This window comes from Candidatus Chryseobacterium colombiense, from assembly GCA_029203185.1.
Classification (GTDB): domain Bacteria; phylum Bacteroidota; class Bacteroidia; order Flavobacteriales; family Weeksellaceae; genus Chryseobacterium; species Chryseobacterium colombiense.
In genome coordinates this window covers 2,761,875-2,776,180 of the sequence record CP119310.1, presented here as the reverse complement: position 1 = coordinate 2,776,180, position 14,306 = coordinate 2,761,875, and the positions used below count along the sequence as shown (strand labels likewise).

The following is a 14,306-nucleotide window of genomic DNA, read 5'->3' as shown; positions in this document are numbered from 1 at the left end:
CTAAATTTTCACTATGTCTAAAAGTTTAATTCCAAAACTGGAAGCTATAAAACAAAGATACAATGAGGTTGCGGACCTTATTATTCAGCCTGATGTTATTTCAGACCAGAAAAGATATTCTTCTTTAAACAAAGAATATAGTGATTTGGGAAAAATTGTAAAAGTTTACGATCAATATAAAGCGGCTTTAGATACCATTGAAGAATCTGAAGAAATCATTGCAGATGGTTCAGACAGAGATTTGGTAGATCTTGCAAAAATGGAAAAACTGGAAGCTCAGGACAAAATTCCTGGAATTGAAGAAGAGCTTAAAGTACTGCTGATTCCTAAAGATCCTGCGGATGACAAAAACGTCATTGTGGAACTTCGTGCCGGAACCGGGGGCGATGAAGCTGCCATTTTCGTAGAAGATGTGTACAGAATGTATACCATGTACTTTAAAACAAAAGGATGGAGACATGAAGTAACCGACTCTAATGAAGCGGCAAAAGGCTACAAAGAACTGATCATGAAAGTGGAAGGAGAAGGTGTATACGGAATTATGAAATTCGAATCGGGAGTTCACCGTGTACAGCGTGTTCCGGAAACAGAATCTCAGGGAAGAGTTCATACTTCGGCTATTACAGTAGCAGTTTTACCAGAAGCTGAAGAAGTAGATTTTGAACTGAATCCTGCAGATATTGAAATGCAGACTTCGCGTTCCGGAGGAGCAGGAGGTCAGAACGTAAACAAGGTAGAAACAAAAGTACAGTTGACTCACAAACCTTCAGGATTGGTGGTGGTTTGTCAGCAGGCTCGTTCTCAGTTAGCAAACCGTGAATTGGCAATGGAAATGCTTCGTACCAAATTATACGACATCGAATTGCAAAAAGTACAGGGAGATATTGCTGCACAGCGTAAATCAATGGTTTCTACAGGTGACCGTTCGGCAAAGATTAAAACGTACAACTATCCGCAGGGAAGAGTTACGGATCACAGAATCAACAAATCCATGTATAATCTTGATGCGTATATGAATGGAGATATTTCTGAAATGATCGACGCGGTAATCATGGCTGAAAATGCTGAAAAAATGAAAGGAGAAGAGGAGAATTACTAAATTTTTTCTTTTACTAAATATAAAGACTTCTGTTTGCTCAGAGGTCTTTTTTATTTATTTTTGAAAAAAACTAAAACCATTTTAATGAAAAAAATGATTCTCTTGGGGTTCTTATTAAGCTCTTTTTTATGTTTCTCACAAAATGAATATCAATCCAACGAATTTAAAATTGATGGATTTGGGCTGTTTTTTAACAGGATCGGAATCGGTTACGAAAGAATACTTAATTCAAACTCTGGAATTGGAGCAAGAGTTTTTATGAAGAAAACAGAAAGCTATTATGCCATGCCTTATTACAGAAGATATCTTCATCAAGATGCTTATGCTTATGCTTCAGATCTTTTTCTGGAAGGTTTTGCGATGTATGGTTCTTATATTCCAAGAGATTCCGAGAATAATTTACTAGATAATGGAAAAAGAAATTCGATGATTGGAGCTGGGTTTGGAATTGGTGAAAAAGCAATTTTACAATCAGGATTTTTTTTTGAAGGAGTAATTAATGTGGGGGCAGGAAAAAGTTTGCAACCCACTACTGAATCTGAATTTAAATTCATTACTCAGGTTTCAGCTTCAGTTGGATATAGATTTTAGAAAATATTTAAATGATTAAACTTAAAATAGAATGTTTAAAAGCTTCTGAGTTATCAGAGGCTTTTTTTATTTAAAACACATTCCGTATTTTTGAAAAAACCTTTCACAATGAATTTTAAACCTATTTTACTAACGGCTGGAGTTTTATTCTCAGCAACTTTTTATTCTCAAAAAATGATTTATCCAAAAGCATTAAAAGGAAATCAAACAGATACATATTTCGGAACAGCGGTAGCAGATCCATTCAGAGATTTGGAAAACGATTCTGAAGCAACAAAAAAATGGGTGGATGAAGAAGTAGCGCACAGTCAGGATTATCTTTCAAAGATCCCTTTCAGAGATCAGATTAAAGATCAGTTGAGAGATATCTGGAATTATGAAAAAATTTCGGCACCTTTCAAAGAAGGAGATTACACTTATTATTATAAAAATGATGGTCTTCAGGCGCAGTCGGTTTTGTACAGAACCCATAATAAAACCAAATCGACAGAAGTTTTTTTAGACCCAAATAAATTCTCAGAAAAAGGAACAACTTCTCTGGCTCAGCTGTCTTTCAATAAAAAAGGAAACTTGGCAGCTTATTCCATTTCAGAAGGAGGAAGCGATTGGAACAAAATCATTATCATCGATGCAATAACCAAAAAACAGATTGATGAAACATTGGTGGATGTAAAATTCAGTGGAATTTCCTGGCAGGGAGACGAAGGCTTTTACTATTCAAGCTATGACAAGCCAAAAGAAGGAACAGTGCTCTCAGGAATGACAGATAAGCATAAAGTCTATTTTCATAAATTAGGAACAAAGCAATCCGCAGATCAATTAATTTTCGGAGGCGATAAGACTCCAAGAAGATATTTGGGAGCAGGAGTTTCAGAAGATCAGAGATATTTAATTATTTCTGCAGCCAATGCAACCAACGGAAACGAACTGTATATCAAAGACCTAAAAAAAGGAGGAGATTTTGTGCAGATCAATAAAGGCTTTGATATTAACGTAAGCATTGTAGATACGTACGGTGATGATCTGTATATTTTCACGGATAAAGACGCTCCAAATATGCGACTGGTGAAAACAACCATCAAAAACCCTTCGCCGGAAACCTGGAAAGACGTTATTCCGCAGACAGAAAACGTATTGGGAATCTCTACAGGAGGTGGATATTTCTTTGCTACCTATATGATTGATGCGATTGATCAGGTAAAACAGTTTGATAAAACAGGAAAACTGATCAGGGAAATTGCTCTACCTGGAAAAGGAAATGTTGGAGGTTTCGGGGGGAAAAAAGAAGAAAAAGAGCTATACTTTTCATTCAGCAACTACATCACACCGGGAACCACTTATAAATTCAATGCAGATACAGGAAGCTCTGAAGTCTATCAGAAGCCGAAAGTAAAATTCAATCCGGATGATTACGTGTCCGAACAGGTATTCTACACCTCAAAAGACGGAACGAAAATCCCGATGATGATTAACTATAAAAAAGGGACAAAGCTTAATGGCAAAAACCCGACCATTCTTTACTCTTACGGAGGTTTCAATATCAGTTTGCAACCTGCTTTCTCTGTGGTTAATGCCATCTGGATGGAAAACGGTGGAATTTATGCCGTACCGAATATTCGCGGTGGTGGAGAATACGGGAAAAAATGGCATGATGCAGGAACGAAGCAGCAAAAGAAAAATGTTTTTGAAGACTTCATCGCTGCAGGAGAATATTTACAGGCTAAAGGGTATACTTCAAAAGAATTTATGGCACTTTCCGGAAGATCAAACGGAGGTTTGTTAGTCGGAGCAACCATGACTATGCGTCCCGATCTGGCAAGAGTAGCTTTTCCGGGAGTTGGAGTTTTGGATATGTTGAGATACAATAAATTCACAGCTGGAGCAGGATGGTCTTACGATTACGGAACAGCAGAGGACAGCAAGGAAATGTTTGAATACTTAAAATCTTATTCGCCAGTTCATAATGTAAAATCGGGAATTTGCTATCCTTCAACAATGATTATTACAAGTGATCATGACGACAGAGTAGTTCCGGCACATTCTTTCAAATTTGGGGCAGAATTGCAGGAAAAACAGGCTTGTAAAAATCCTATTTTATTAAGAATTGAAAAAAATGCAGGACATGGAGCAGGACGTTCTACAGAGCAGGTAATTGGCGAAAATGCAGATTTGATTTCTTTCGCATTGTATGAAATGGGAATTAAGAAATTAGGAAAATAGATGAAATTATATCCGTTAAAATGGATTTCTTTAATTAAGAATTTAACAATGTATTTTACTTAAAAAAGTTTAAAAAGAGATAATTTTAATGGTTTTATTAAAAATAAAGGCGATTTTGCAGTACTGCAAAATCGCCTTTTTACTTCAAAAATTAACACAAAATTATTATCTCAAAAATCCGTAATTTTAGCCGGTAATAAATCTGAAAGTATGAGAAGAGAAGTTCAAAATAAAACTCCTCAATTTAATATAACCGAAAAAAAGTCGGAAATCTATCCATTCGAAAAAGATGGATTGCAGTTAAAATCTTCCTATAAAGCAGAAGACGTTAAAAATAAAGAATTAACAGAAACTTCTCCGGGAATTGCCCCTTATTTGAGAGGTCCTTATTCTACCATGTATGTTCAGAAACCGTGGACGATTCGTCAGTATGCAGGGTTTTCAACTGCAGAAGAATCTAATGCTTTCTACAGAAGAAATTTAGCGGCAGGACAAAAAGGTCTTTCCGTAGCTTTCGATTTGGCAACTCACAGAGGTTATGATTCAGATCATGCAAGAGTAGTAGGAGATGTTGGAAAAGCCGGAGTGGCAATCGATTCTGTGGAGGATATGAAGATTTTATTTAATGAAATTCCATTAGATCAGATTTCAGTTTCCATGACGATGAATGGTGCGGTTTTACCGATTTTATCGTTCTACATTGTTGCGGCAGAAGAGCAGGGCGTTTCTCAGGAATTACTTTCAGGAACTATTCAGAATGATATTCTGAAGGAGTTTATGGTGAGAAATACGTACATTTATCCGCCTGCACCTTCCATGAAGATTATTGCAGATATTTTTGAATATACTTCTCAGAATATCCCGAAATTCAACTCAATTTCAATTTCAGGTTATCATATGCAGGAAGCCGGAGCGACACCAGTATTGGAAATGGCTTATACTCTTGCGGATGGGTTGGAATATGTAAGAACAGGAATAAAAGCAGGAATGAATGTGGATGATTTTGCGCCAAGACTATCATTTTTCTGGGCCATCGGAATGAATCACTTCATGGAAATCGCAAAAATGCGTGCGGCAAGATATATCTGGGCTGAATTATTGAAACAGTTCAATCCTCAGAATCCAAAATCTTTAGCATTAAGAACACACTCTCAGACTTCAGGTTGGTCTCTAACAGAGCAGGAACCTTTCAACAATATTACCAGAACAGCAATTGAAGCATTATCTTCGGCATTGGGAGGAACTCAATCGCTTCACACAAACGCTTTGGATGAAGCTATTGCTCTTCCTACAGATTATTCTGCAAAAATTGCTAGAAATACTCAAATTATCCTTCAACAGGAAAGTGGAATCTGCGATGTGGTGGATCCGATGGGCGGAAGTAACCTGGTGGAATCCTTGACTCAGCAAATGATCGAAGAAGCCATGAAATATATTGATGAGGTGGAGCAGGAAGGCGGAATGACCAAAGCAATCGAAGCAGGTATTCCAAAAATGAGAATTGAAGAGGCAGCAGCAAGAAAGCAGGCAAAAATTGATAGTGGCGAAGAATTTATTATTGGAGTCAACTCATTCAGATCAGATTTGAAACAGGAAGAAATCGAGATCCTGGATATTGATAATACGGAAGTCCGCAGAAAACAGATCGAAAGATTAAATTCTATAAAACAAAGCAGAAACTCCGAAGCCGTTGAACAGATTTTAAATGAAATCAGAGAGTCTGCAAAAACGGGTAAAGGGAATCTTTTGGCATTGTGTATTGAAGCGGCGCGCAGAAGAGTAACCCTTGGTGAAATGAGTGATGCTATGGAGGAAAGCTTCGGAAGATATAAAGCAAACATCAGAACAATTTCAGGAGTTTATGCCATGAACGCAGGGAAAAACGAATATTTTGAAAAAGCCTTGAATCTTACTCAGAAATTTGAAGAAGAGGAAGGTCGACGTCCAAGATTAATGGTGGCAAAAATGGGACAGGACGGTCACGACAGAGGAGCGAAGGTAGTAGCAACAGCATTTGCAGATATGGGATTTGACGTGGATGTTGCACCGTTATTTCAGACGCCGGAAGAAGTGGCAAAACAGGCGGTTGAAAATGATATTCATATTTTAGGTGTTTCATCATTGGCAGCAGGTCACAAAACATTGGTTCCGCAAGTCGTAGAAGAATTGAGAAAGTTGGGAGCAGATGATATTACCATTGTTGTAGGCGGTGTTATTCCGCAGCAGGACTATGAATTCCTGTATGCAAACGGAGCTGATTTTATTTTTGGCCCGGGAACGAATCTTCCTAAATGTGCAGTAGATATTTTGGAAAGATTTTTAAATTAATTAACTTTTTTAAAGCATAAATTGCATGGCGTTTGTACTGTAAGCCATAACCACAAAACAAAATATTATGGCTTATACAGTAGTTTCAGTATTTCCTGTAACGGTAGATACAGAGAAAATTAAGAAAGATTTAAAAGAAAACGGCTTCGATGAGGCCAACATTATTGTTTCAAAATCAAACGTAGAAGTAGGACTTGATCATTATCAGGAAGATGAACAAACGAAAGGCTTCTTCGACTATGTTTTTGCTCATGATGCAGAAATGCTTGAGGCATACCGTAAACATAGCATCGGAAAAAATAATGTAGTTGTTTACACCGATGATCTTGAGCAGGCAACTGCTGCAAAATCTATTTTAAATAGAAATGGAGCTTTGCAGGTGTATCGGAAGCAATCGGAAGATGAAAAAGATATTCCGGATGGTATGAGTGAGGAAGAATATAACGGGATTATTGCCAAAGCAAAACACAATATTTATTTTCTCGGATCGGAAAGAGTCTATCATTCCAACATTATCAAAGGAATGGATGACCCAATGGACGATCTGGGATCAAAAGATTAAAAAATACGTAAGTCTGGATAGTGTTCTATTCAGACTTATGTATGAATTTCACAAAAAATTGCAAATAAAAAACGGATTATTCAAAAAATAATATATCTTTGCGTCTGAAAATCAAGTTTAACCATTTAAAAACAACGAAGCAATGTTCAAATTCAGTCAGCTTTCAACAGTAGGATTGCCTTTTGCAAAGGCGAGGCTTCGTGGTTTGGTACACTCATAGAATAACAGTATATTGAAATATCAAAACCCGAAGTCGTAAGATTTCGGGTTTTTTATTGCGCAATATTTCAAACTTAAATCAGTTTCCCCGAAATCTTTTTATAGAATTTAGAAACCTTTTTGACTAAGTCGAATTGTTGTCTTATTATTTTTTAAGGAGCAATTTCCAGTTTTCCGCTATATCTTTTTCGTTACGGCCTTGCTTCGCTTCGGCCGCAACAAAAAAGGATGTCGCTGCAATCTGGGCTAAAGAAATGGATTCTGTCGTTCTGAAGTAGCGAAGCGAATTGAAAAATCTCAATGAATTACAAAAGATTCTTCCTTCGTCAGAATGACAAATATAAATCGACTAAATATTTAGTTGATAAAGGATTTGTGTGAAATGTAGAGTGAAAACCAGGTATTTCATACTCAATTTAAAATAAAAACAATGGGAAATTTAAAACTTAAAGGAAAAGATATATTAAAAATAGGCTATCCAAATAATCAGAGTGTTAACATCGCTTTGGAAGTCATGAAAAGAAATTTTGCGACAAAAAATATTCATCACGTAAAATCTCTTTTAAAGGAAATTCTGCAAAATCCGGAACAATTCGAAAAAGATTTGACCTTCGGACAAATTGCAGAAGCTTTGCTGTCATCTAAGAAAACAGAAAAAAGAATGCTCAATACAAACAGAGCTTCTTTTCAGATTTTCGGAAACAATATTTCAGATGAAGCAAAAAATCAGTTGTATACTGCTTTGAAACTTCCAATTTCAGCACAGGGAGCTTTGATGCCCGATGCGCACAGCGGTTACGGACTTCCAATCGGTGGAGTTCTTGCCGTGGAAAATGCAGTGATTCCTTACGGAGTCGGAATGGATATTGGCTGCAGAATGAGCCTCAGCATTTTGGATACTCCTGTTTCATATCTTGACGGGGCGAGAGATAAGTATGAAAAAACTCTTGCAGAACATACAAAATTCGGAATGTATGAAACGCATAAATCTCATATTGATCATGAAATCTTCGACAGAGATACTTTTGATATGATTCCGATTTTAAAAAGATTAAAAGGAAAGGCGATCAAGCAAATGGGAAGCTCTGGAGGTGGAAATCACTTTGTGGAATTCGGAGAAGTGGAAATCACGGGAGAAGACGAACAAATCGGACTTCCAAAAGGGAAATATCTCGGAATTCTTTCGCACAGCGGATCTCGTGGGTTGGGAGCTGAAATCGCTCAGTATTATTCAAGAGTGGCTGTAGAGCAATGTCCGTTGCCAAAAGAAGCACAGCAATTTGCCTGGCTGGATCTCAATACGCATCTAGGATTGGAATATTGGACAGCGATGAATTTAGCAGGGGATTATGCATCTGCCTGTCATGATGATATTCACAGAAGATTGGTTAAGGCAGTCGGAGGCAGAGTAAAAGCCAGAATTGAAAACCATCACAATTTCGCATGGAAAGAAATTCATAACGGAAAAGAAGTGATTGTTCACAGAAAAGGAGCAACTCCGGCCAGCGAAAATGAATTGGGAATGATTCCCGGTTCCATGACGGCAAAAGGTTTTATCGTTCGAGGGAAAGGAAATCCTGACTCATTGAATTCCGCGTCTCATGGTGCAGGAAGAGCGCATTCCAGAGGAGAATGCAGAAGTCTTTTCACCCAAAATGACATCAAGAAAGAACTGAAGCTTAAAAATGTCACTTTAATCGGAGGTAATACAGAAGAAGCGCCGATGGCGTATAAAGATATCAATGAGGTAATGAATGCACAAAGTGAATTGGTAGATATCCTGGGAACCTTCCAGCCGAGAATTGTGAGAATGGATCGATAAAAGTAGAAGTGCTGCACTGTCATTCTGAACGTAGCAAAGCGAAGTGAAGAATCTCAAAGATGAAAAAGAGATTCTTCCTTCGTCAGAATGACAAAACAAATTAAAAACAATGGAAAAATTAATACAGATAACCTCAGGAAGAGGGCCTTTAGAATGCCAATGGGTAGTTGCAAAGATTCTGAAGGTGTTCCTTGAGGAAGCAAAAAAAAATAATATAGATTACGAAATCATTCACCGGGAAAATGGTGATGAAAACCTGACCTTGAAATCAGCGACCATACTTTTAAAAGCAAAAGATTTAAATGATTTTTTAAAAATATGGTTAGGTAGCATTTGCTGGACAGGGAAAAGCACCTTCCGGAAACTGCATAAAAGAAGCAACTGGTATATCGGAATTTTTGAATTGGAAGGGTTGGAAGAAATCCATTTTCATGAAAAAGATATTCAGTTTCAGACAACGAGAAGTCAGGGAAGTGGCGGACAAAACGTGAATAAAGTGAATACAGCCGTTCGTGCGACGCATATTCCGACAGGGCAAAGTGTTTTCGTGCAGGATTCACGCTCTCAATTGGAAAATAAAAAACTTTCGATTGCGAGATTAAAGGAAAAGGTCTTGGAACAGAATATTATTCAGCTTCAGAAAAGAATGCAGGAAACGTGGAATAATCATCTGAACATTCAGAGAGGAAACCCAACCCGTACGTTTTCCGGAACGGACTTTAAAAAGAATTATCAGGAAAAAACTTTCAAAAAACAGAGAAATCAACTGAAAAACGAATTAAAAAACTACAGAAATGACCTTAACTAAAAATAAATATTACTTTGATGCCTTGGACAATTATCCGTACAGTCTTCCAGATTGTCTGGAAGCTTTGAATTATGCACTGTCCTATGATCCGGAAGATGCCGATAGTTTATGTTTAATGGGACGAATTTACAGTGAAATGTTGTGTGATTATGAAAAAGCAAAGCTTTATTTTGAAGAAGCAATGCAATGTGATATCACGAACTTAAATGTTCCTCAATACTATATTAAATGTCTTTTAGACAATGAAGATTTTCAGGAAGCCGAAAAGCTGATTGCCTATTCATTAAAAATCAAAGGGATTGATAAGTCAACATTATGGATGTATAGATCTTTACTCTCGGAGAAAAGAGGAAGCTTTGCCAATGCTTTGAAATTTTTGGATGAAGCTGAAAAATATTGTTTTTCCGAATATAGCTTGAATATTGTAAAGGATCGTAAGAAATTTATAAAATCAAAGATGTCCAAGAAAAGCAAAATTAAAAAGAAGAAGGAGACGAAATAAGTCTCCTTTTTTTGTAAATTTAATAGATGAAACAGCATATATTCCTTTTCTTATTCCTAATTATTTCGTGTAAAAAGAACGAATCCAACATAAAAGTCAGTCTAAAAGATGAAACACTGGATTTGAAATATGAAGTTTTAAATCAGTTAATTACAGATGACCTAAAGCAAGATAGTATCGACCTTTTGGATTATCATTTCGGACATGATTATGTTTACAATATTAAATTGCAGGATGTTTTTTTAAATCAAATTAACAATAATTCTGATGAACCTCCGATACCAGCATTTGGGATAAATCTCGATTATGATTCTGTTTTTGCTGTAAAAGATTCTGCATATTATCGAAATTCGGTAATGTTATTATCAAATTTCAAACTTGATAGGAACAAAATGAAATCGAAGCTTGAATATATTATGGACGAAGATCTTGAAAAAATCAGAAAGAATTCGGAACGGTCAGGTAATTTCTGGACAGCGTTTAATAAGAAATATAAGGATAAATGTATTAAAACCTTTTCGGTACCATTTTTTAACAAAGATAAAAATATTTGTATCGTTAAATATTCGATGAGCTGCGGAGCTTTATATGGAGCAGGAAAAACTTCAGTTTATAAGAAAATAAATGGAAAATGGAAATTTATAAGATCTTTTGACACCTGGATAAGCTAGAGAAAATGCAAATAAAATTCAATATAAAACAACTTCAGCTAAAAGAAACATTCTCTATTGCTTATGGGAATTACAATAAAAGAGAAGCTTTATTGATAGAGCTTATTTACCAAAACTGTAAAGGGTACGGCGAATGTGTTGCAATCGATTATTATCAAATCAATCTTCAACATTTTGTTTTAAAATTAAAAGAAATTCAACCTCAGATAGAGACTCAGAAGATTATTCATCCAAAAAACTTTTTTAAATTTTTATTGAATTTAAACATCCATCCATTTTTATTGTCTGCGCTGGATTGTGCCTATTGGGATCTTTTCGGAAAATTGGAAAATAAAAGTTTCATTGAATTAAATAATCTTCCGTCTGAAAATTTAGTGGAAAGTTCTATCACTATTTCTGTTGGAGAAATCGAGCACCAAATTGAAAAAATAAACAGGAGTAAGTGGAATAAATTCAAAGTAAAATGTAAAGGGTTAAATAAAGATCATGTCGAAAAGCTTTTACAATTACCTCAAAATATTGCTTTAGATGCCAACGCAAGCTTTACCGATGAAGACTGTATCTGGCTTCAGGAAAATGCTGAGGTTAAAAAATTCTCTTATCTGGAACAGCCCAAACCTATTGATCAATACAAAATTTTAAAGAAACAAGGTTTTGCAAACTGGATGGCGGATGAAGACTGCCAAAACATAGATGCTCTTGAAGAATTAATTCCATATTATAAAAGCGTCAATATCAAATTAATGAAATGTGGAGGTTTAACTCCTGCTTTGGAAATGATCAGAAAAGCCCGTGCATTACATTATAAAATCATGATCGGCTGTATGACAGAATCCACAGTCGGAATTTCTGCAGGTTGTGTCCTGACGGGACTGGTGGATTATGTTGATCTGGATGGAGCCAATCTTGTTTCCAATGACTATGCAGCTGGAAGCTTTGTTGAAAACGGAAAAATAATTTTATCCGCGAAACCAGGTTTAGGAATAAATCTAAAACAAAAATAGACTTCAAAAGAAGCCTATTTTTTATTTACAGATATTAGATAATCATAAACCATTTGATGCTGATTGTCACTTAGCTTAGCTTTCGGAGCCATTCTGCTTAAGGTTTTTATCCATCCCTGATCGTCATGTTTTGCAGGGTCTGGTAATTTGTGACACCTGTTGCACGAGTTTTCGAAGATGGTTTTTCCCTGAGCCAATTGTTCAGATGAAGTGTATTTGGGTCCCGTTACAGCTACACTTTTCGGTCCGCACGATATTACCATCGTTGCAGAGCAAAGAATCATACCTAAAATCAATTTTTTCATAATAATATCTTGTTTGATGTGAATTATTATTTTTTCACAGATACGATATAATCGTAAACCCACTGATGCTGTTCATCCGTAAGTCTCGCTTTCGGAGCCATCGAATTCATAATTCCAACCCATTGTATAGAATTATGAGAGGCTGGATCCGGTAATTTGTGACATCTTCCGCAAGAATTTTCGAAGATGGTTTTGCCTTGCGCGATCTGTTCCGGAGTAGAGGTGGAAACCGCCGGAGCTGCAGTAGCTACAGGTGCTTTTGAGGTACAGGAAACTAATAAAATAGCAGCAAATGAAGCTATAGCAATGATGTTTTTCATATTTATTATCTTTGAATACTAACAAATGTAATTAATTTCACTTTTGATTAATGAAGTGCTTGTTAATTTAGAAGAAGTAAAAATTACGATCTGCTGGAATAATGACTTGGTCAATATTCTTCTGTAATTGCTTTGTCTGTCGAATTGGATGCAGGCGTTATCAAATTTAAAAGGTGAAGAAAATTAACTATTGATCCATCACTGTTTAATCCTTATTTTTGAATCGATGAAATTTTCTACAGAAGAGCTGGTTGAAGGAATACGATTGGGAAATAAACGCCTGATTGCAAAAGCTATTACCTTGGTTGAAAGCAAAAAATCTGAACACAGGCTTCAGGCAGAAGAATTGTTGAAAAAGATCATGCCTTTTACCGGAAATTCTACCCGGATAGGAATTACAGGGGTTCCCGGTGCCGGAAAATCAACTTTTATAGAAAATTTTGGAAGATTAGCGATTTCAAATGGTAAAAAAGTAGCCGTTCTCGCTATCGATCCGAGCTCAGCAATCAATAAAGGAAGTATTTTAGGGGATAAAACCCGAATGGAAGAACTGGCAAAAGAAGAAAACGCTTTCATTCGCCCTTCTCCGAGTTCCGGATTTTTGGGAGGGGTTGCCAATACAACCTTTGAAACGATGATGATTTGCGAAGCTGCAGGTTATGATTATATTTTGATAGAAACGGTGGGAGTTGGGCAATCTGAAGTGTTGGTTGCAGATATTACCGATGTTTTTTTATTCCTGAAAATAATAGGAGGAGGAGACGAGCTTCAGGGGATCAAGAGAGGAATTATGGAAATGGTGGATGTGGTTTTCATCAATAAAGTGGATCAGGACAATCTTCAGAAAGCAAAAAATACCAAATTGGAATTAAAAAGAGCGTTAGATTTTATTCCTCCAAAAGAAAAAAACTGGAAAGTTCCGGTTCTTTTAGGATCTGCACTCAATAATGAAGGATTGGGAGAAGTTTTTGAAAAGATTAATGAATTTATTGATCTTAAAAAGAAATCTCACAGATTTGAAGAGGTAAGAATTCTTCAGGCTGAAAAGCGGTTTGAATATTGGGTTCAGGAATATATTTTAGCAATGATGAAGAAAGAGAATTCTGTAGAAGAGGCTTATTTTGAGCATAAAAAAAATGCTTCAGCAATGGTTTCCAATCCAAGTACTGAAGCAAAATTATTTGTTGAGAAATTTCTTAATAAAAAGGATTAAGGCTTTTCTTTTCCTTTAGGTTCTTCATTTTTCGAAATATATCCGTCATAGGAAATCGGTTGTCTGTCATTCCCTCTGATTGAGGTGAAGGCTTTTCCACTCTTATACACTTCCATGACGATTTCATCTACATTGCTTACATCTTTCGGTTTAATTCTAATAATCCAGGTGCCTTTTTTATTCTGAGATTTGTTTACTGTAAAATCTTTTGAGGTAAATCTGTAACCATTTTTATCATTATTTCCATAAGATGGATTAAAGGATCTTCCGAAATAAGGCAAAACCGCTTCTAATTTATCTCCTTTTAGATCAAGAGAGTAATATCCCCCTGTAAGATCCAGTATTCTTGTTGAAGTAGAATTGGGCATTGAGTTCATTACATTGATGACATCATAATTGGTAGGGTTTGCTCGCTCAGCATGAAATGAAAAATCTTGAGAATTAACAAGTGCTGTTACGGTTTGAGAATCCATTCCTGTCTGAGAAGAGCAGCTTTGGAAGATAAACAAGAACCCTAAAATATAAAGAAATGAAATATACTTTTTCATGATAACAAAATAATTATTAAATTTAAATAGCAAAATGTATGCAAATATATTCCTTCTAAAAACTTTTTGGAATAGAAATTGTAAAGGTTGAATT

14 protein-coding genes are annotated in these 14,306 nt (G+C 36.0%); 11 read left to right on the top strand and 3 right to left on the bottom strand.

Annotation, left to right across the window (positions count from 1 at the left end; translation table 11 throughout):
* Window positions 1–13: 13 nt before the first annotated feature.
* The 10 genes from prfA (at window position 14) to P0Y62_12350 (ending at window position 11,826) form a co-directional block, all read left to right on the top strand.
* The gene (gene prfA / locus P0Y62_12395; protein WEK68649.1) at window positions 14–1,099 is read left to right on the top strand and encodes a peptide chain release factor 1; all 1,086 of its coding nucleotides are present in this window, start codon (window positions 14–16) and stop codon (window positions 1,097–1,099) included.
* A gap of 84 nt (window positions 1,100–1,183) precedes the next feature.
* Window positions 1,184–1,690 (top strand): hypothetical protein, encoded by a 507-nt coding sequence (locus P0Y62_12390; protein WEK68648.1) that lies wholly within the window; start codon window positions 1,184–1,186, stop codon window positions 1,688–1,690.
* A 174-nt stretch (window positions 1,691–1,864) separates the two neighbouring features.
* Complete coding sequence (locus tag P0Y62_12385; GenBank protein ID WEK71805.1) at window positions 1,865–3,910, top strand: prolyl oligopeptidase family serine peptidase; 2,046 nt, start codon at window positions 1,865–1,867, stop codon at window positions 3,908–3,910.
* A gap of 210 nt (window positions 3,911–4,120) precedes the next feature.
* A complete protein-coding gene (scpA, locus tag P0Y62_12380) occupies window positions 4,121–6,238 on the top strand; it encodes a methylmalonyl-CoA mutase (protein ID WEK68647.1) in 2,118 nt (705 codons plus the stop codon).
* A 67-nt stretch (window positions 6,239–6,305) separates the two neighbouring features.
* Window positions 6,306–6,800 (top strand): hypothetical protein, encoded by a 495-nt coding sequence (locus P0Y62_12375; protein ID WEK68646.1) that lies wholly within the window; start codon window positions 6,306–6,308, stop codon window positions 6,798–6,800.
* A gap of 649 nt (window positions 6,801–7,449) precedes the next feature.
* Complete coding sequence (locus tag P0Y62_12370) at window positions 7,450–8,841, top strand: RtcB family protein (GenBank protein ID WEK68645.1); 1,392 nt, start codon at window positions 7,450–7,452, stop codon at window positions 8,839–8,841.
* A 109-nt stretch (window positions 8,842–8,950) separates the two neighbouring features.
* Window positions 8,951–9,649, top strand: a complete 699-nt coding sequence (gene prfH, locus P0Y62_12365; protein WEK68644.1) for a peptide chain release factor H — start codon at window positions 8,951–8,953, stop codon at window positions 9,647–9,649.
* Entirely contained in the window at window positions 9,636–10,151 is a 516-nt protein-coding gene (locus P0Y62_12360; protein ID WEK68643.1) for a hypothetical protein, read from the top strand. Before prfH ends, P0Y62_12360 begins: the two co-directional genes overlap by 14 nt.
* A gap of 26 nt (window positions 10,152–10,177) precedes the next feature.
* Entirely contained in the window at window positions 10,178–10,822 is a 645-nt protein-coding gene (locus P0Y62_12355) for a hypothetical protein (GenBank protein ID WEK68642.1), read from the top strand.
* 5 nt (window positions 10,823–10,827) lie between these two features.
* On the top strand, window positions 10,828–11,826 hold the full coding sequence (locus tag P0Y62_12350) for an enolase C-terminal domain-like protein (GenBank protein WEK68641.1): 999 nt from the start codon (window positions 10,828–10,830) through the stop codon (window positions 11,824–11,826).
* A 14-nt stretch (window positions 11,827–11,840) separates the two neighbouring features.
* Here the strand turns inward: P0Y62_12350 and P0Y62_12345 are convergent, their stop codons facing one another.
* Both P0Y62_12345 and P0Y62_12340 read right to left on the bottom strand, forming a co-directional pair.
* Window positions 11,841–12,131 carry a cytochrome C gene (locus P0Y62_12345; protein ID WEK68640.1) on the bottom strand — a complete coding sequence of 97 codons (291 nt, stop codon included), beginning with the start codon at window positions 12,129–12,131 and terminating at the stop codon, window positions 11,841–11,843.
* A gap of 26 nt (window positions 12,132–12,157) precedes the next feature.
* On the bottom strand, window positions 12,158–12,451 hold the full coding sequence (locus tag P0Y62_12340; GenBank protein ID WEK68639.1) for a cytochrome c: 294 nt from the start codon (window positions 12,449–12,451) through the stop codon (window positions 12,158–12,160).
* A gap of 226 nt (window positions 12,452–12,677) precedes the next feature.
* Between P0Y62_12340 and meaB the strand changes: the two genes are divergently transcribed.
* Window positions 12,678–13,664 carry a methylmalonyl Co-A mutase-associated GTPase MeaB gene (meaB, locus tag P0Y62_12335; GenBank protein WEK68638.1) on the top strand — a complete coding sequence of 329 codons (987 nt, stop codon included), beginning with the start codon at window positions 12,678–12,680 and terminating at the stop codon, window positions 13,662–13,664.
* On the opposite strand, the gene P0Y62_12330 is transcribed toward meaB, so the two are convergent.
* A complete protein-coding gene (locus P0Y62_12330; protein WEK68637.1) occupies window positions 13,661–14,212 on the bottom strand; it encodes a DUF4251 domain-containing protein in 552 nt (183 codons plus the stop codon). The two genes, meaB and P0Y62_12330, sit on opposite strands and share 4 nt — an antisense overlap.
* Between the last annotated feature and the right edge of the window lie 94 nt (window positions 14,213–14,306).